17 protein-coding genes are annotated in these 19,247 nt (G+C 45.0%); 4 read left to right on the forward strand and 13 right to left on the reverse strand.

The genetic code is table 11. The features are described 5' to 3' along the window. Window positions 1-110: 110 nt before the first annotated feature. Window positions 111-1,463, reverse strand: coding sequence for a cytochrome P450 (locus QUA16_RS29260; protein ID WP_333107703.1), 1,353 nt, complete (start codon window positions 1,461-1,463; stop codon window positions 111-113). Between the two features lie 598 nt (window positions 1,464-2,061). Here QUA16_RS29260 and QUA16_RS29265 point away from each other — a divergent pair. Beyond that, the gene (locus QUA16_RS29265) at window positions 2,062-2,286 is read left to right on the forward strand and encodes a DUF433 domain-containing protein (protein WP_333107702.1); all 225 of its coding nucleotides are present in this window, start codon (window positions 2,062-2,064) and stop codon (window positions 2,284-2,286) included. Window positions 2,287-2,604: 318 nt separating this feature from the next. On the opposite strand, the gene QUA16_RS29270 is transcribed toward QUA16_RS29265, so the two are convergent. The 10 genes from QUA16_RS29270 to QUA16_RS29315 all read right to left on the reverse strand — a co-directional run bounded on the left by QUA16_RS29270 (window position 2,605) and on the right by QUA16_RS29315 (window position 13,974). After that, the gene (locus tag QUA16_RS29270; RefSeq protein WP_333107701.1) at window positions 2,605-3,537 is read right to left on the reverse strand and encodes a methylated-DNA--[protein]-cysteine S-methyltransferase; all 933 of its coding nucleotides are present in this window, start codon (window positions 3,535-3,537) and stop codon (window positions 2,605-2,607) included. Window positions 3,538-3,885: 348 nt separating this feature from the next. After that, entirely contained in the window at window positions 3,886-4,392 is a 507-nt protein-coding gene (locus QUA16_RS29275; protein WP_333107700.1) for a MogA/MoaB family molybdenum cofactor biosynthesis protein, read from the reverse strand. 287 nt (window positions 4,393-4,679) lie between these two features. Then, on the reverse strand, window positions 4,680-5,015 hold the full coding sequence (psb28, locus tag QUA16_RS29280) for a photosystem II reaction center protein Psb28 (RefSeq protein ID WP_333057059.1): 336 nt from the start codon (window positions 5,013-5,015) through the stop codon (window positions 4,680-4,682). Between the two features lie 212 nt (window positions 5,016-5,227). After that, window positions 5,228-6,688, reverse strand: a complete 1,461-nt coding sequence (locus QUA16_RS29285) for a DUF1565 domain-containing protein (protein ID WP_333107699.1) — start codon at window positions 6,686-6,688, stop codon at window positions 5,228-5,230. Between the two features lie 308 nt (window positions 6,689-6,996). Further along, entirely contained in the window at window positions 6,997-7,593 is a 597-nt protein-coding gene (locus QUA16_RS29290) for a Uma2 family endonuclease (protein WP_333107698.1), read from the reverse strand. After that, the gene (locus QUA16_RS29295; RefSeq protein ID WP_333181544.1) at window positions 7,590-7,733 is read right to left on the reverse strand and encodes a hypothetical protein; all 144 of its coding nucleotides are present in this window, start codon (window positions 7,731-7,733) and stop codon (window positions 7,590-7,592) included. Before QUA16_RS29295 ends, QUA16_RS29290 begins: the two co-directional genes overlap by 4 nt. A 14-nt stretch (window positions 7,734-7,747) precedes the next feature. Beyond that, window positions 7,748-9,487, reverse strand: coding sequence for a hypothetical protein (locus QUA16_RS29300; protein WP_333107697.1), 1,740 nt, complete (start codon window positions 9,485-9,487; stop codon window positions 7,748-7,750). A 158-nt stretch (window positions 9,488-9,645) separates the two neighbouring features. Further along, window positions 9,646-10,671 carry an SMP-30/gluconolactonase/LRE family protein gene (locus tag QUA16_RS29305; RefSeq protein ID WP_333107696.1) on the reverse strand — a complete coding sequence of 342 codons (1,026 nt, stop codon included), beginning with the start codon at window positions 10,669-10,671 and terminating at the stop codon, window positions 9,646-9,648. 97 nt (window positions 10,672-10,768) lie between these two features. Beyond that, the gene (locus QUA16_RS29310) at window positions 10,769-11,566 is read right to left on the reverse strand and encodes a hypothetical protein (RefSeq protein WP_333107695.1); all 798 of its coding nucleotides are present in this window, start codon (window positions 11,564-11,566) and stop codon (window positions 10,769-10,771) included. 683 nt (window positions 11,567-12,249) lie between these two features. Then, window positions 12,250-13,974 (reverse strand): zinc metalloprotease HtpX, encoded by a 1,725-nt coding sequence (locus QUA16_RS29315; protein WP_333107694.1) that lies wholly within the window; start codon window positions 13,972-13,974, stop codon window positions 12,250-12,252. 219 nt (window positions 13,975-14,193) lie between these two features. On the opposite strand from QUA16_RS29315, the gene QUA16_RS29320 reads away from it, so the two are divergent. The 3 genes from QUA16_RS29320 to folB all read left to right on the forward strand — a co-directional run bounded on the left by QUA16_RS29320 (window position 14,194) and on the right by folB (window position 17,876). Further along, entirely contained in the window at window positions 14,194-15,477 is a 1,284-nt protein-coding gene (locus QUA16_RS29320) for a glutamate-5-semialdehyde dehydrogenase (protein ID WP_333107693.1), read from the forward strand. Between the two features lie 522 nt (window positions 15,478-15,999). Further along, window positions 16,000-17,367 carry a serine/threonine-protein kinase gene (locus QUA16_RS29325; protein ID WP_333107692.1) on the forward strand — a complete coding sequence of 456 codons (1,368 nt, stop codon included), beginning with the start codon at window positions 16,000-16,002 and terminating at the stop codon, window positions 17,365-17,367. A 152-nt stretch (window positions 17,368-17,519) separates the two neighbouring features. Continuing rightward, entirely contained in the window at window positions 17,520-17,876 is a 357-nt protein-coding gene (gene folB, locus QUA16_RS29330) for a dihydroneopterin aldolase (protein WP_333107691.1), read from the forward strand. Window positions 17,877-17,981: 105 nt separating this feature from the next. On the opposite strand, the gene nuoK is transcribed toward folB, so the two are convergent. Together nuoK and QUA16_RS29340 are read right to left on the reverse strand one after the other, a co-directional pair. Further along, a complete protein-coding gene (gene nuoK / locus QUA16_RS29335) occupies window positions 17,982-18,287 on the reverse strand; it encodes an NADH-quinone oxidoreductase subunit NuoK (protein ID WP_333107704.1) in 306 nt (101 codons plus the stop codon). 193 nt (window positions 18,288-18,480) lie between these two features. After that, a complete protein-coding gene (locus QUA16_RS29340) occupies window positions 18,481-19,104 on the reverse strand; it encodes an NADH-quinone oxidoreductase subunit J (RefSeq protein WP_333070831.1) in 624 nt (207 codons plus the stop codon). Between the last annotated feature and the right edge of the window lie 143 nt (window positions 19,105-19,247).

The raw sequence follows: 19,247 nt of genomic DNA on the forward strand, positions 1-19,247 counted from the left end.
TACTCACGCTCGATCTCGGATGATTCACTTTTATCCCCTCAATCTGCCTATGTGCCAGTTGGGGTGCGGAATGTGGGCTATATCTTGCTTGACAGGGTGTTTCACTGAATCTAACGCCGATCGCCCACAACCGTTAATCGGAATCGATCGGGCGGAACAAAGGTGATTCCCCGGCGCGCCGGACGAATTGGCCGATCGAGATTCGATACAAACTCACGGGAAGACAGCACCGTTGCTAAAACGAGCTTCATTTCAAACATCGATAGCGCCATCCCGATGCAGCTTCGACTCCCGCCTCCAAACGGTAAAAATTCAGAGGCGGAAAACTTGCGATCTAAAAAGCGATCGGGATTGAACCCGGCCGGATTTTCGTAGGTTTCAGGCCGACGGTGCGCCAAATAGACACAGGGGATTAAAATCGTTCCCGGTTGATATGTATAGCCTTCGAGTTCGATCGTCCGTTTCACCTTGCGCGGCTGCGAAATTAAGGCAATTGGATAAACCCGCAGCGCTTCCTTGCAGACTGCTGTTAAGTAGGGCGACTGCGAAAGTGCGATCGGATCGGGATTCTCGCCCAATTCATCCAATTCCTTCCGCAACCTAGCAAGGCATTCGGGAAACTGATGCAGCCAGTAAAACGCCCAAGTCAACGCCGATCCAGTCGTTTCATGTCCCAATAACAACAGCGTCATCAACTGATCGCGCAATTCTCGATCGCCGAGGGATTCGCCTGTGTCGTCGCGGGCCATCATCAACACCGACAGAATATCCGTGCGAGACGAATCGAGAGAATGCGATCGCCTCTCGGCAATTTCCGCATAAATCAGCGAGTCAATCTCCGCCATCTGCTGCAAAAACTGCCCCCACGGACTCCAAGAACCCAAATTTTGTTGCAACGGTTCAAAGAAAAATTGTAGGGAGTACAGCTCAGAGGTAATCGCCTCTAAAAGCTTGCTGAGCAATTGTTTCAGGCGTTCGTAGCGCTCTCCCGGCACTAATCCAAACACGACTTGCAAGATTACTTCCAGCGAAATTTCTAACATTTCTTCGCGGACTGCGATCGCATCTGGGGCTTTCCAGTCGATCGTGTGCTTTTGCGTCAAATCAACCATCAAATGCCCTTGACTGTGCAACTGTTCCCGATGCAGCGCGGGCATTAATAGCTGTCGCTGTCGCAGATGTCGCGACCCTTCATTCATTATTATGGATTCATTTCCGACCAGGGGGCGAAATACGTTGGTCACTTTGCCAAACTCAAAGGCATCGGCTAACGTCGTAAACACCGCCTGAATCGCTTCTGGACTGCCCAGAAACACCACGGGGGGGGAAGCGGGCCCCAACACGCGGGCGGTAAATGTATCGCCGTATTTGGCCGAGTAGCGATCGAAAAATGCGATCGGGTCAGCTACCAGCGAAAGCGTTTGGAACAAAGCAGGAGAACGAGATCCGGTAGGCAGCGTCATTCGATTTTAGATTTTAGATTTTGGATTTTGGATTGACTTGCGCGAGATAAATTCGGGGGCGTGAGGATTTTAGATTTTAGATTTTGGATTGATTCCACGGATAAATCACGTGGCGGGTACCACCTTTGAAATTCTTGGTCATTGAAAAACTGGCGATACAGCAATATTTCTAGTGTATTATCGATCGACCTTGCACCCTGAAATTTATCTGCGATCGATTGCGAAGGCAAGTAGCAAAAATAGTAATGCTATCGAGATCGATCGCAGATTGTATGGCTAGCTTCCCAGCCTAAACTGCTAAAAGTTGTAGTTTTAGATAAAATGGATGCTAGCGATCGTGTGTTTGGCTTTCTGCTCACGAAAATCAAATGACCGAAAGCATCCAGGATACAAGCCCCCGGATTCATTCCGAAAGCAGACTCAGGACCGGGGAAATAAAAAACCTGTATCCGATGAAACTTGCCCCCCGAATTTATCCGTGGGGTCAATGCTTCTATTCTAAAATCTAAAATCTAAAATCTAAAATCTAAAATCTAAAATCGATTGACTTTGGGATACAATTGTTGTAAAAGCTGGTAGCCAGTTGGCTGAATTTGTTATGACATTAACATCCCGTGTTGTTCATAGCGACCCCGATATTCTGGGGGGAACCCCTGTTTTTGTTGGGACTCGTGTACCAATGAGAACCCTACTTGATTATCTTGAGGCTGGTGATTCATTAGAGGTATTTCTAGACCATTTCCCTAGTGTCAGTTGGGAACAGACAATTGCAGCTCTTGAATTAGCCAAGGAGATGCTGACAGCCTATGCGAATCCTGCTTGATGAATGTGCCCCACTACCTTTAAAACGGGAACTTGCTGATTACGAGGTACGCACAGTTGTTGAAATGGGATGGTCAATCGATTTTAGATTTTAGATTTTAGATTTTAGATTTTAGAATAGAAGCATTGACCCCACCGATAAATTCGGGGGGCAAGTTTCATCGGATACAGGTTTTTTATTTCTGGACGGATGAATCCGGGGGCTTGTATCCCGGATGCTTTCGGTCGAGAAAAAAGAACGGTCATTGAAGTCGGAGGTTATTAAAAGTTGTCTAGGCGACGCAGCACAACAACGTCAATGCACCCGATCGCACAGAGGTTATTTGTTGGGAACGGAGGTAGTCTGCAGCGGGTGATTGACACCGTTAGATCGCTCTATTCCTGCGAGGGTGGGTTCGCAGATTGTACGGCTAGCTTCCCAACCTAACATGACTGTTTTACGCTCTACTCCCCAGCCATAGCCACCGATTTCTCCAGATTCTCGAATGACTCGGTGACATGGAATTAGATAGCCGATAGGATTGTTACCGATCGCATTTCCTACAGCTCTAGCAGCAGTTGGGCGTGCTACCATTTGAGCTATAGTCTGATAGGTGGCGATCGCACCAAATGGCAATTGCAAAAGTGCTCGCCAAACTTGAATCTGAAAGTTAGTGCCTTTTACCAAGAGCGTTAGTGGTTTTTGCTCGCTGAGAGTTTCTGAATTGAAAATCAGGTCGCGCAATGATTGAGTGGCTTGCTCATCACGAATGATTTCAGCATTTTTCCAGGTCAATCGCAGTCTTTGTGCAGCGGTTTGTTCGTCTGTTGTATCCAAGAAATAAAGATTACAAATACCACGGGTAGTTGTCGCGATTAGAGATGTGCCAAAGGGGGTATCATGAATGCCATAGCGAATTTGTAAACCTGCTCCGCCTGCTTTGAACTCCCCTGGTGACATTGCTTCCAAGTTCACAAATAAATCGTGTAATCGTCCGGGACTCGATAGTCTCACGTCCAATGTTAGGTCGAGAAGGCTTTTAGTCTGAGTGATTTTTGACTTGGCATATTCAACTGTCAGATATTGCAAAAACCGCTTGGGGCTAATGCCGGCCCATTGAGTAAATAGCCGTTGAAAATGATATTCACTCAGTCCTATGTGTTGGGCCACAGTTGCCAGATTGGGCTGGTTTAGGTGGTGTTGTCGCATAAAGGCGATCGCCCGAGCAATCCGGTGATAATCTTCGCTAGCATAGACACTCGCATTCTGCATCGAAATCATCTAGTCTAAGTCAAGGGAATTTTGATGTTTCCTCACTTTAGCGATAGAGTAGGCTCAAAGCCACCCGTTTCTTGCGGTGAATGCAGCCAGTCAGCCGATTTTAGATTTTAGATTTTAGATTTTAGATTGAAGAGATTGAAGAGATTGAAGAAAGCGACCTCATTGCTAAACCCGGGGGCTTGCGATTTTAGATTTTAGATTTTAGATTGAAGAGATTGAAGAAAGCGACCTCCTATCGTTTCCGGTTGGGTGGGAATGATCGAGTCAAGGTCAATAATTCCACATTCCCCCACGGATCACTCCCCACTCCCCATCATTCCGGTGTTACCGGAATTGATATCACCCTCCGCGCAACTGCGTCACCAAGTGAACTAATTCGGGTAAAATTAGCTTTTCCACAGCTAGTTTCACGCCATTGCTAGATCCAGGAAGAGAAAAGACTAACTTGCCTTTATACACGCCTGCCACTGCCCGAGAGGCGATCGCCCTCGAACCAATTTCTTGATAGCTCAAAAACCGAAATATCTCCCCAAATCCCGGTAAAATCCTGTCTAGCAAACTCTCCATCACATCGTAAGTCGTATCTCGGGGAGCGATGCCCGTGCCGCCGTTAAAAATGATTGCATCCACATCTTCACGCTGGGAAAACGCCTGCATTTGCAATACAATTTTTGCCGCATCATCTTTAACAACAGTGTAAGCTACCACAGAGTGACCCGCATCTTTTAGCAGCTTCTTAGTTAACAAGCCGCTAGTGTCTGTTTCAGCAGAGCGCGTGTCGCTAACAGTAATGATAGCGCAATTTACGGTTATTTTAGATAAGTCGGGGTGAGGAATTTGCGTCATATAACAGATATTGAAGGAAAAAGGAAGAAGCAAGAAGGAATCAGGAAAAGGGAAAAGGGAAGAGGGAAGAAGTCATTAGTTAGTTGCGATTTATTGGTTATTAGTTATTCATTATCAAATAACTAATAACCAATAAGCTGTGGCGGCATTTAAATTGTATGTCCAAAAAAATTAAAGTCTTGTGGGTTGGGCGTCCCGCCCGCCCTGAATATACAATTTAAATGCGCGACAGCTTAACCAATGCCCCATATCCCATGCCCCATGCCCCATGCCCTATTCCCCATCAATTATGCCTTGCTAAATCCTAAGCCGTTTGATTCCGAGTAGCGTTCCATGAAACGCATAAATCGATCCCATTCTTCGGGACTTCTCATTAGATAAAGAGCTTCCAAACCCGCAGGCTGACCGTTGATGAACTTAGCCTTAACCTCGCGAGTGAGGAGTTCGCCTTCTTCGTCGATCATGTACATTCCAGTAATGTCTTCGGTACTGGTACTGCTGAGAGCTTTGGGATTTTCAAAGATAAAGGTGGCAGTGCCTTGAGCTCCCGTTTTAGAACGGGTTAGGCGCACTTCGGGTACAGCATCTTCGTCTATACCCCGAGAAAATTGAATTTTAGCCATAATCTGACAGTCGAACCTTAATAAGGATTGCTTAATTTCTTAATGTTTAATCATAAAACGATTCGGGTACTCGCAAATCAAGACTTGGGAGAGTGGAAGCGGGCGAGAGTGGGTGAGAGTGGGTGAGAGTGAGGCAATCGGAGACAAGGGCGAGGGGATATGGCTTGGTTCTTTGTACCCTAAGTTCTCCTATCCCTTGTCTCCCAATTCCCTTAGACGATGTAGGGAGAGTTAATTGGCTCGGCCCGCTTTGTGGCTACCAGAGTTTGGTAGATGAGGGCGGATATCTCGCCGCGGGTGATGTCGTGGGCGGGGGAAAGCTTTTCGCGCGCGGGATAGTTGACCACGAGTTTGCGCTCTGTGGCGGTTGCTATCTCGTCGGTGGCAAAACTGGGAATCTGAGATCGATCGACATAAACGCTCAAAGAATTGGGGTTGCCGCCGCCCAACTGCAAGCCGTTTACCAAAGAAACGATCGCCTGAACTCTAGTCAAATTCTGCTCCGGGCGAAACGTCCTGTCGGGGTATCCAGCCAAAAAGCCAGCTCGATTAGCTTGGTCGATCGCTCCCTTGGCCCAAAAATCCGCCGCCACATCCTTAAAAACCGTCGCCTCACGGCGCGGCACCAATTCAAACGCCTTCGCCAACATAGCCGCATACTGAGCTCTAGTTACAATCTCGTAAGGTTGAAAAGTGCCGTTGGGAAACCCGCTAACAATATTCATCTTTGCCAAGCGCTCAATAAAATCCTTAGCCCAATGCGTGCTGATGTCGCTGAAATTTACCCCGCCAGGAGTCGGAGTTGCCGTCACATTGTCCAAATCAAATAAACCTTTCATCCGCGAAGAGTTGAGCTGATTTCCCACCGCAGAAATCTTAACCCCAGTCGCGTTTTGCAAGTCTAATTCACCGTTATTCTGAAAAATATTGCCGCCCAAATCTTGAGCAGTACCAATATCTGGCAGCGACTTCCCCACCGCAGTCAAACCGTCTTCCGTATTTTTTTCGATGCGATTTTTGCGTAAAATCGGCTTAGATTCCCCTGATAAAACTATACCGGAGCGATTTTCCAAAATTTGGTTATCAGCAATCAAAGGAGCCGACTGAGCTTGCAGAGAGATGCCGAAACCCGTCTTTTGAAAAATATTGCGCCGTATTACTCCCTTAGCAGTTCCCGCCGTAATTACGCCAGCGGCTGAGTTTTCCACAAATATGTTGTCGAGAATCGCAGGATTAGCAGTGCCCGTGGCAAAAATGCCTTCGCGCTTGCATTGAGTGAAAGTGCAGTTAGCCACAGTCGGAGAAGTTGACTCAACCCAGACTCCCGTGCCGCGACTATCGGGATTAGTGACAGTTACTCCGCGCAGTTCCGAGTTAGTTGCTAGCAGTATCGTGATATTTTGGCTTGCAGCGGTGGGACTGACAAATTTGCCACTTCCTTGAATTAGAGTGCCTCTACCTTTGTTAGTTTCATTGCCAATAACTTTTACTCCCGATGGAATTTCCAAGGGGAATTTTTCGCCACTAGCAGCGCTGTAAGTTCCCGGTGATAACTGAATCGTAGTTCCCGATGCAGCGCGGGCGATCGCGCGGGCTATAGTTTTGAATGGAGCCGATTGGGTGCCGGCTGCGGAATCACTGCCTGTTTGCGGGTTGACGTAAAGTGTTGTCATGTTTTTGTTGAAGAGATAATTGGCGATCGAGCTTTTGTGCAATTTTCATTGTCTGTGAACTTGACCCTGGATCTATATTCACCTTTGATTGCGGAGATTATTTAATTGCACGATATCCGCAACATCACCCATCAGGAGTGGCAACCGCAAGGGGATTCCCCCTACAAAAGACTGTATTTCTCATTCCCACCAACAGCAGAACCAGACTTATTTAAAAAGTCCGGGATCTGGGGATTCTCTTTTTTCCAGATGTTGCCAAAACAACTAAAATTTCGATCGCCTCCACCGGAAAATCGAACGTCTTGCTGTTATGTACGATCGAGCGAGATTCCCTGACCAAAAACCTTAACCGCTTCAGCCAAATCAGTTTCACCCATCAAAATGCAGCGTCTTAGCAAATCGATATCCAGCGTTTCCAATCCTGACAGTTGACTCTGAATTACTTGCTCGTAGCCATCTTCGCGGAGATGATACAGCCGCAGCGTGCCATCTTCCCAAAACCAGATTTCAGGCACGCCCAAAGCTCGATATTTTGGCAACTTGCTCAGTCCACCGCTAGTATAAACCACCTCGATCGACAAATCGGGAATCAACTTAGGTTCTCCCAAACAAAACGATTTGTCTGCTTGAGTTGAAGCTTCTGGCGTCTTCTCCTGCGTCATTGAACCAGAAGGGTAAAACTTAATACCTTGTTGCAGCAGAAAAGTAGTCACCAAGTAACCAATGATTTCAGAAAAATTTTCGTGTTGGAATCCCGGCATCAGAATCTCGATCGCCCCTGCAAAAAAAGACAACTTTATGCCAGGGGAATCTTCCGAAACCTTCTGGATTAACTTGAATTGCTCCCAAGTGCCGTTGAGCACCACTCGCCCATCGAGAGTTTCCCGATCGAGAACTTGTGTCATTGACTCGCACCATTATCTCTTATCGGCATTATAACGCATTGGGCGATCGCTCCTAAAGAATCTCCATACAGCAATTGTAGCTTCAGAATCCGAACAGCTCTTTCTAGTTCCCAGCCTCTTCCTGGTAACGCATATTCCAAAGCTCTGTCTCGCCTTAATTCCCGGTCAATTTCACAATACAAGACGCATCCAAAACCACTACAATTTCATTCTGAAAAACAGCACAGCTTGTCATTGCTGAAGCTAAAGCGGGAATTTTCCCTTGTTTGAGAGAAAGCATCGCCTGCGGTGTAGAATCAAAGTCATCGATCCAGCCGTAGTCCTCTACATAATCAAGAGTCAAAGCATTGCGATCGACCATCCAAAAATCAACTCCATATTGATTAATGAAACTTTGCAATACAGCTCGATCGGGAGTGTATTGAGCGCGAATTAAATCGTTAACTCGCTGCCGATATCTGCTGTAGTAGCCTTTCTGATACGGCACTGCATATTCCTTTGCCACCAGAACAGAACGCTGACTAAAGGTTGGCAAATTATCAGTCTCTGCCGCGATCGAAGCAATCAGGATATCTTTAGGTTTTTGCTCAATAAATTTGTACAAACCCGGCATTTTACCTTCTACATACCCGACTGTGGGAAATTTTTCAACCAAGCAGGGATAAAGGACAACGGCGATAGCGATTGTGGCTGTCGTAATTAGTGCAACGATTTTTTTTACATCAAATCTTGTTGCGCTTTTTAATGCCAAATGACCGACTCCATCGATAATTAAAGTTAGGGAAATCGCACTTATAAAAACAATAATAAATCGCAAACTGTAAGCCGTGTAGCGACCTGGTTGATACAGCTTAAAAATGGTAGCATGAGCAGCAAAAAACATCGCCGAAGATGCTAAAAATAGCTGAAGCAAAAGCCAGATTTGGCGTTGAATCTGATTTGCTAAGGGAAAAGCCGATCGCAAAAACAGCAGCAGCGGAAATAACAGCCCGACACAGTGAGTTACATGCGTAAACAGCGACTTGGGAAACATCCCGCTGCCCCGCCCTGTCAGCCAATAATCTACCGGGTTTGGACGAAAAAAAGCATTTCTGCCCTCTGGTGCAAATTCGCCCATTTGCTTCGCTTCTGCTGCGGTATAAGTTGGGCCAAATTCAGAGTTATCTAAGGCATAGGGCAGCATTACTAAAAAGATTACTCCTAAACCTGTAGTGCAAAATAGGTAATTTGTTCGATCGCCCGACAAGCGCAAACCGCCGTTTTTCCAGCATAGCAGCCGCAAAACTAAAATTCCAGCAGCAACCAAGGCGTAAGGAGGATAGAATAGTCCGATAAGCGCGATCGCCCCTAAACAAGGCAGCAAGGAACTGCGCGATAAATAATATAAAAAAGCCAGAAATATCGGATATATAAAAGCTCTTGGCGTTGTGGAAGCCAAATCATCGGTCATCCACATATGCTGATTTAGCAGCAAAGATGCAATAAATCCAGTCATCGGCACTGGCAGCATTTCTAGGCAAAGGCCAAAACCGTAATAAGTGGAGATTAAGCCGAGAAATAGCGGCAATATTTTGTGAAATAATAGCGGGTGAATGCCAATTGTTGCGGCTAATTTGTAGAGCGTGCTGTATCCTGCGGGGGCGACTGATTGAAAGTAATTAGCAATGAAATCGTTGGGGAATAATTCAGGATCGACAAACCGCATCATCCAGAAAACGTGCTGCCTCGCATCGTCTTGCACCATATACTCGGCGCTAAAGACTTGCTTGAGTCCTAAAGTAGCATAAACTGTGGCAAATGTCAAGCTCAGAGCCAACCAAAATATTGTGTGCGATCGGGATTTGCGATCGACTGTAGCAGTCAGAAATTTGTGCAACCGAGCTATTAATACCATTTGAGATTTTAGATTTTAGATGTTAGAATTGGGAATGACTGATTTTCAAAAGTACGATTATATCATGCCCGCTCAATAACCCTAATAAAAAGTGTTTGCCGTAAGGAATAAAGTCCTCACGACAAACCGCTTTATTTTCAACTTCGCCCGATTTTAGATTATTTTCCAGGCCGCACACCCGCAATTTTAAGCCGAATCCGATACAGACTTGTACTTCCGGTAATATAAAGCGTTTTGCGATCGCTTTCTCCCCAGGCTAAATTAGTCGCCGTCTCAGGCACAGAAATCTTCCCCAAAAGCTTGCCATCCCGCGAAAAAATCCACACTCCCCCCGGCCCGGTGCTGTAAACATTCCCCTCTACATCAACTTTTAAACCGTCGGGAACTCCGCCTTGACTAGCATCTTTTAACTCCGCAAAAAGCTGCTCATTTGTAACAGTTCCGTCTGGTTTTACATCAAAAACGGCAATGTATCCGGCTTCCGAATTGTTGACATAAAGTTTTTGCTCGTCTGGTGAAAAAGCGATGCCGTTCGGCAGCACCAAATCCTTAACCAGCAGAGTTAATTTTCCGTCTAGTGCCAGCCTATAAACACCGTAAAAACCCAATTCTTCCTGGTCTTTACTAACACCGTAGGACGGATCGGTAAAATAAATGCTGCCGTCGGATTTAACCACCAAATCGTTCGGGCTGTTGAGCCGCTTGCCCTCGTATCTATCCGCCAATGTGATAACTTTGCCGTCCTTTTCTGTGCGGGATACGCGGCGATTTTCGTGTTCGGCAGTAAGTAAGCGGTTTTCTTTGTCTAAAGTATTCCCGTTGGCTTTTCCCGAAGGGCGGCGAAATACCTCAACTTGCTGATTTGAGCCAAATTTATAGATAATATTGGCGGGAATATCGCTGAACAGCAAAAAGCCGTCTGGATGCCAAATCGGGCCTTCTATAAATTGGAAGTCGCCAGCTAGTTTTTCTAATTTTGCGCTGTCATCGAGAATATCTTGCACGGTGTTTTTTTTCTCTCTGTTTTCCGTTTGGGCGGTCAAGGTTGTCAAATCAGATGTTAATTGGTTGGAAAAATTGCTGTCAGTGAAAGGTTTTAACAGATGATTTTTGAAAAGCGTGTTGCTGAATGCGAGAGTCAAAAATATAAACAAGAGGCTGAGGGTAGCAATTTTGGCTGTCATGTTTGCCTTGTTAATTGCATTGAGTGAGAGTCGTAGTAAAAGCGATCGTACCGCACCTATCTTAAAGAGTTTCTGCTTCTTTCAATCATTTTCTTATCTAAACTACAAGCTTAGCATAATCTCCTAACCATTCTGACTTGGGGTTCAATTCAAATTTCGTCACTTCTATCATCGCCAACAGCAAAATTTTCTTTTTCAATGCTTGTTTGCGATAAGCAACAGCATCTTCTTCTAGTCTTACATAATTTTCCCAGGAAATATCTCTCAGTAAAGCTATCCCTAGATCGGTCTGCATTCGCTGTCTCCAGTTTAAATGATTTTGCAAAAGGTTATCTAAGCTAGAGATAGGATGGTAAATTCTGATTTTTTTGCCATTTCGCCAAAAACCATAAGCAATACTATCTGTAATATTGACTTCTCGGTTAATATTCGCTAACTCCCATCTTTGCTCCAAAGCACTTAAAATAACAGCTTGTCTAGAAAATGATTCGCCATTTGCCTTGAAAACTTGACACACTTCAGCGTAGCAATAATGTTTTGGGTGAGCAAAACACCTGGCAAATCCTGGGTTAGCACCGGTTGTATAATCAATTAATTGAACAAACCCTAAACTTTCTAATTCTAGAGTTTGTTGTTCCAACCAAGTAAAACTTAGCAAAGGATAGTCTTGCAAAATTGCTGGTTTATAATCGAATCGATCGGGTAAACTTCTCAAAATTTTTTCTTTTGTATCAGACAACAACCACAGAAAGCCAAAAACTAGAAAAAAAGTAATTGTGCTTCCCTCCTGCCATCCAAGCGCAAAAAAAGCTATGACAATTGTCAAGCCTGATGAAAGTAGGTAATTCCTGATTTGCGACCAGAAATTTTGCGTTCCTTCAGTTAATTTACTCATGGCTGATTCAAATGAAACGTGAAATCAAGATTTACTACCTGCCTGGATTACAACCTAAATTCCGCAAGTTGGGGAAGAGAGGAATGGTATTTTTATAGGATGAAATCTATAGCATCTACCATTAGAGTACAATATCTAGACCCCTGCGGTCTAGTCGCGGGAATCATCCACCAAACGGGTCTGCATGAATAAGCTGTTCTGCATTTAAATTGTATGTCAAAAAATAATCCAACTCTTGTGGGGTGGGCGTCCCGCCCGCCTCGAATATGCAATTTAAATGCGCGACAGCTTATTACTGGAATGACAGGTTTAACCGTAGCACAGATAGCCACGCTGAAAGCTCTGGGCGCTATAGAAAAAGGCGAAATAGTTTAGGGGGCGACAAGCGCCCCAGAACCAAGATAAATAAAGGGTTGTAGGATTGAGATTGTTGCGTTTCACTTCGTTGAACCCAACCGATAGATCAACTATAGCAATCCTAAATGATTTGCTTGCATTATACGCGAGCTTTCTGGCTCGCACAGCAAGGATTCTGGTCTCGCTCGATTTTGCGACTGATGCGAGGATTGCTATATATAACCATTCTGAGGTTTGTAGGAAGGACTTTAGTCCTTAAAGTTTATTTTGGAGGACTGAATTCCTCACTACGAACCAATTTGTAGTAAGTAAAGTGCTGTCAACTGTTAAGCTGGAAATGACACGAATAGAAATGCAATACCGATCGCGATCGCACCGATACCCATGACAAAAGACCAGAAGCGGTGATAACTCTTAACCGTCGTACCGCTATCGCTTTCAAGCTGAATCAAATCCATCCAAGGTGCAACACCCCGGCGGAACCAACCCAAAGTCCTAACATCCATCCCAATCAAACTTTTAACCCGTTTCATGCCAAACAGAAAATTACCAATTGGGCCAAAACGAGAAGCATATCGCAGATAAATCATTCCCGTTCTGTCTTGCAATTTCAAATCAGAACCAAACGCATAACCCGCATCGCCGCGACCAATTAATTCGCCTTTTAGTTGCGCCGGTTGACCCCGCAAAGGACTTGCATAAGGGTCAGACATTAAGGTTAAAACATCTAAGTGTTCTGCTTGTTCGTAATTGGGGAACATCACCAAAGTCTTGAGCAAAATTCCCACGCCCAAACCGATTAAAGGACAAGAAATCATCATCATCGGGTTTACAGCATACAGCGCAATGCCGATCGCAAAACCCACCGCTAACCCCAGAGTTTCTGCACTGTACAGCAGTACATCGAACACAAAATTGCCGTACAATTTCCGCTTGCTCAAATCGTTGCCTTCGCCGACAATTCGGCCCATATCAAACTCAATATCCAAGCCTAATTGTTCGGCATAAGTGCTCAAAGCGCGAACTCGTTTACCAGTCAGCGGGTGAGTCGAGTTCAACTCCATCCACCAACCCCACGGATTAAACATATCCCACAAAAACACTCGCCCAATCTTTTCTGGTTCCGAAGAAATCCTGTAAGCAGTGCCAGTAGAGGTGGCAGCTTTGGCATCGTAAATGCCTAAAGCGCGAGTTCCTTCTAATAAGCTGCTGGGTTCTGTTGCTCTTTGTCCTTCTTCCAAAATACCGTAAGCAATTTTTACCAAAGCGCGAGACAAAGCATTGGGGTTGCCAGTAGTTTCGGCGGCAAAATGGTCGGCAAAATATTCTCGCGTCCGCGACAAATACAGCAATAAATAAGTGCCGGCGATGTAAAACAAATAAGCGACAGCAGCTACCGTACCGGCCGCATCTTTAGCTTTGTCACCACCACTTCGATCCATCCTTTGAGCTGTAGTGTAAATTAAATAAGTAATCTGCACCAAAGTCGAAGCTAAGGTCATTACTGCAAAGTCCCAGTGGACGATGTGACCGAGTTCGTGGGCGTAAACAGTGGCAATTTCCTCGTCGTCTAAATAGGTGAAAAGACCTTGACTGACGACTAAGCGAGCGCTGTTGGGAAATGAACCGTAAGTAAAAGCAGTAGGGTTTTGGTCGTCGATAATTCCTAAACGCGGATAAGAGAGTTTTTTCTGCTTGCAAACCTTCTGAATAACTTTAGCTGTTTCGGGACTTAGGCTTTCTATTTCTGCTAGGGAAACCCAGCGAGTATGGTATAGCCAATTTTGGGTTAAGTCCATCAAGTAAGGCGATAGGAAAAAAGCAGCGATGTTGAAAATTAGAGTTATGGGAAGTGCGATCGCCAATCCGGCGACTGGATCGGGGCTGTTGAGAATCAAAACAGAGGCTAAAGATAGCGCTAACACCATACCAAATAGCATGGTAATGGTGACGCCGGAAGCTAAAACAAGATTTCCGCCAGTTTTCTGTATCAGTTTAACGCCGGCTTTGCGCGATCGCCCTGCCTTGCGTAAAGGGGCATGAGATGACATAATAATCTCCAAAGGTTATTGACAAAGGGAAATGCTCGTGGGATTTTATCTATACTTCACTGTTTTAACCTGTTAATGCCGATTACTGTAAGGGGTCTCAACAAAAATATAGAATTTCCTTGAGAATTGTTAAAACTGAAAACCGCCCCGAAATTTATTTCTGGGGATTCAATTCAAAACTCAAAACCCAAAACCCAAAACTATTTAAAATTTACTGCCATGTCTATTATTGAAATTGCCCAAAAAACCCGCGTATCTGCTAGAAAATTGGCAGTTTTGTCCGCAGATGCCAAAAATCAAGCTATTGAGGCTATTGCGAAAGCTTTAGAAGCTGCTGCGCCGGATATTTTGGCAGCGAATTCGGCTGACTGCAAGGCGGCAAGCGCGGAGGGAATAGCGAAACCGCTGTACGATCGCCTCAAGTTGGATGAGAGCAAGTTGAAAAGTGCGATCGCGGGCGTGCGAGATGTTGCGAAACTCCCAGATCCCGTAGGTTCCGTGCAAATTCACCGTGAATTGGATACAGGATTAATTCTGAAGCGCGTCACCTGTCCTTTGGGCGTTTTAGGCATTATTTTTGAAGCGCGCCCAGAAGCTTTAATTCAGATAGTATCCTTGGCAATCAAATCAGGAAACGGCGTAATTCTCAAAGGTGGCAAAGAAGCAGTCCGTTCCTGCGAAATCTTGACAAAAGTGATACATCAAGCATTAGCAGAAACAGCGGTTAATCCAGAAGTCGTGCAGTTGCTCACCACGCGGGAAGAAACAATAGAACTGCTGAAAATGGATGAATATGTAGATTTGATTATTCCCAGAGGTTCTAATTCCTTCGTGCGGTTCGTGCAGGAAAATACCAGAATTCCCGTGTTGGGACACGCCGACGGCATTTGTCATTTGTACGCAGACAAAGCGGCGGATATTCAGAAAGCAGTAGAGATTTCTGTCGATGCAAAAACTCAGTATCCAGCCGCATGCAATGCCATTGAAACTTTGTTAGTTCATAGTGCGATCGCCCCCAAATTCCTGCCCCCAGTTGCCGAAGCTTTGCAGCAGAAAAAAGTCGAATTGCGGGGAGACGAAAAAACTCGCGCCATCCTAGAAAATATTGCCGAAGCAAATGAAGCGGATTGGTCTACAGAATACAGCGATTTGATTTTGTCAATCAAAATAGTAGATTCTGTGGAAGAGGCAATTAATCACATCAATACTTACGGTTCGAGACACACAGATGTTATTGTGACCGAAGATAGCGAAGTCGCAGAAACTTTTTTAAATGGAGTCGATGCGGCCGGAGTTTATCACAATTGTTCGACTAGATTTGCCGACGGTTTCCGCTACGGTTTCGGTGCAGAAGTGGGGATTAGCACGCAGCAACTGCCACCTCGCGGGCCAGTGGGTTTAGAGGGGTTGATTACCTATAAGTATCGAGTTGTTGGGGATGGCCATGTTGCCGCGAGTTATGTGGGGAAGGATGCGAAGGGGTTTACTCATCGGGATTTGTAAATTCTCGATAGGCGATCAAACCAGACAATAAAAAAGCCTGTAGGGGCGGGTTTTACCAACAATATTTGATGTTCACGAACAATTTATATAAACCCGCCCCACACAGCAGATAATCCAGATTAACATGAGGTTCGATCGAATGCCAAAAATTTAGATTTGGAGGTGTCGTTGGGTGGGGGCGGGTTTATTATATTTTTGGTTTCTAACTATAGATGGTGGGTAAAACCCGCCCCTACGATATCCTGTAGATACTAGACCTCTTGCAAAAATAATTAGGACGGGCTCTCCGGCCCGTCCCACAAGAAGAAATAACTCTTGTGGGACGGGCCGGAGAGCCCGTCCCATCAATTAATGAAAGGATTTTTGCAAGAGGTCTACTGAATCTTAAGTAAAGTGTCCATTCTCCTTCATCCATCCCAAAAAAAGCGATCGCCCTTCCTTCCCTCGCATTCAAACAAACTTAGCTACAATAAGCTATACTGTGCTCGGCGACTCCCCAACTCGAACAATTTTCCGTTGTTTATGTCTAACTCCTCCCTCCTCGCCCCTGGTTCGACTCTCGAAAAACGCTACCGCATCCTCCGCGAATTGGGCCGGGGTGGCTTCGGCCGCACTTATCTCGCCGAAGATATCAACCGCTACAACGAACATTGCGTGCTCAAAGAGTTTTCCCCGGTGGTTCACAGCCCGAAAGCGGCCGAATTGTTCGATCGCGAAGCGAGTATGCTTTACCACCTCCAACACCCGCAAATCCCCCGTTTTCGAGAGCTCCTGCGAACGGATTTGGGCGGGAATCCATCTTTATTTTTAGTCCAAGATTATATCAAAGGTCAAACCTACGAAGAAATATTGATATCGCGCCAGCAGCAAGGTAAAAATTTTAGCGAAGCTGAAGTTACTCAACTGCTATTTCAGCTTTTACCAGTTTTAGAATACATCCACTCAAAAAATTTAATTCACCGCGATATTTCCCCGGATAATATTATTCAGCATGATGCTGACAAACTACCATTTTTAATTGATTTCGGTTCAGTCAAACAAATTGCAGCCAATGCCGTACTTCAGTTTAACGGACAATCGGATACGGCGATCGGGAAACAGGGTTATTCGCCAGCCGAACAAATGCGGCTGGGGAAAGTTTCTGCCGCTAGCGATTTGTACGCTTTAGCCGTCACGGCGTTGGTATTGCTAAGTGGCAAAAAGCCTCAAAAATTGTACGATATCAATAATAAAACTTGGGATTGGCGATCGCACGTCAGTGTCAGCTCAAATTTAGCCACGGTATTGGATCGGATGTTAGCAGAACAACCGGGCGATCGCTACCAATCCGCAAAAGAAGTCCGCGAAGCACTCAAAGATCCAAAACTCTCTCAAATTGGCAGTATAATTTCCCAAATGGTGACAATGAACTTTGTCGGCCGCCCTTTCAAAAACACCACTCAAACTGCTACCAGCAATCATACTCCTGTTCACCAAACTCCTCAAATTGTTAACAACAACAGCACATTCAAGTTAATTCCTTGGAAAACCCTAGGGAGTTTAACTGTCGTTTTGGTGCCAGGACTTTTAGCTTTTAGTGTAGTCAAATCGGGTTTCACGTTGCCAAAGTTGCCGGATTTACCTAAATTTTCTTCGCGCCAACCGCCTCCCGATACATCCTTAGAGGAAGCAGAGATAATTCGTCAAGAAAAGATTGGGAAACGACGCAAAAATCTCAACATTGAGCAAGATATTTTTTATCAAAAAGTGGATGAATTATATTACAATAAATATCCAGAATTACAAGGGCGCAGCTTGACAGAAAAGCCAGAAGATGCTGAAATTAGGCGGAAATGGTATGAAGTTGCTGAGGATTTATTGGATAAGTTGGAGAAAGGAGGAGAGTTGTGAAATTTAAGATAGAATAAGAGTGATTGAACCGCAGAGGGCGCAGAGGGCGCAGAGGGAAGAGGAAGAGGGCCAAAAAAGACAGGGAAGAGAAAGAGAACTTTATCTGGTTTAATACAAGTTGGTTAGGCAACGCACTTTTAGTTTATTGCAAAATGGATTCTATTCAACTTACAGGAATTCGCTGCTACGGGTATACGGGCTATCTGCCGGAAGAGCAAGTTTTGGGCCAGTGGTTTGAAGTGGATGTTACTCTCTGGCTGGATTTATCGCAAGCTGGAAAAAGTGATGATATTCAACATACTCTTGATTACCGCAGCGCAATTACTCTGATTCAAAACCTAGTCAAAGACTCGAAGTTTTTATTAATCGAACGCCTAGCAGATACTATTGCTCAAGCGCTTTTACAACTACCGTTAGTCGAGAAAGTTAAACTACAACTCTCGAAACCTGCTGCCCCCATCCCTGATTTCGGTGGCAGAATTACTCTAGAAATTACTAGAAGTCATTAGTCATTAGTCCTTAGTCCTTAGTCCTTAGTCCTTAGTCATCAGTCTTTAATCTGCATTAGTTTGTCACTAATGACTGATGACTGATGACTAAGGACTATTGATTAATTACCACTTCAGCAAGTTAAATTCTTCCATGTCTACGGTATTGCGGTTGCGATAAATCGCCAAAACAATTGCCAAACCTACGGCAGCCTCAGCCGCCGCTACCGTAACTACAAACACGGTAAATACTTGGCCCTTAATTTGTACAGGATCGAGATAATTGGAGAAACCCATCAAATTGAGATTGACAGCATTCAGCATCAACTCGATCGACATCAACACGCGCACTGCATTTCTGCTGGTAATCAAACCGTAAATACCAATACAGAAAAGTGCGGCGCCTAATAACAGGAAATACTGGAGTTGCAGTTGCATAAATTTTTTGAGTCTTTCTCAATCAACATTACTACAAGACAGAGAGATAGGTGCAGTGAACACCCTACTGTAGCGTGTCTAAATCATTCATACAGTAGGGGTAGTGCTCCGTACCTACCTCCGATATGGGCAACCACGGGGAAATTGCCCCTACCTTAATTGTACGAATCATTTAGACTCACTACTTTTACTTAGATTCTGGCGAAGACACATCTCCGGCAGAAACTAATTCGCGAGGTCTTTCCGGCAAACTCAAAGCGGGTGTTTCCGATAGCTTCTTTGACAGTTCATCCGGGAAAAAATCGCGGCGTGCTAGGACAATTGCTCCTACCATTGCCATCAACAAAAACACTGATGCTAACTCGAAAGGTAGCAAAAAGTCGGTGAAGAAATGTTTGGCGATTGTGACGATCGAACTTTCTGCAGGTGCTCCTGTCGTCGCGACAATAGCCCAAGGAGTAGACACCACCATCGTACCCAAAAGCGCAAACAAGCCTACGCAAACTACTGCTGTTGCTACTTGACGCACCCAAGCGTTGGGAATAGTGCGGAAATCTTCGCGCTTGTTCACCAACATAATCGCAAACAAAATCAAGACGTTAACAGCGCCAACATAAATCAATACCTGCGCTGCTGCTACAAAGTCGGCATTCAGCAACAGGTACAAGCCGGCAATGCTGGTAAATACGCCGCACAGCAAAAATGCTGAGTAAACGATATTTGAGAACAGCACTACTCCTAGTGCTCCTGCAATCATCATTACGGACAGTATGCCAAACGAAACAATTTGAACCCCTTCAGCTAGATTCACAATTTTTTATCCTTTGTTAGTTGCTAATTGGTAATTGGGCCTTGGGTATTGGGCATTGGGCATTGGGCATTGGTTATTGGTTATTGGTTATTGGTTATTGGTTATTGGTTATTGGTTATTGGTTATTGGTTATTGGTTATTGG

Origin of the sequence: Microcoleus sp. S13_C3 (assembly GCF_036700905.1) — a bacterium.
In the GTDB taxonomy this organism is placed as follows: Bacteria; Cyanobacteriota; Cyanobacteriia; order Cyanobacteriales; family Microcoleaceae; genus Microcoleus.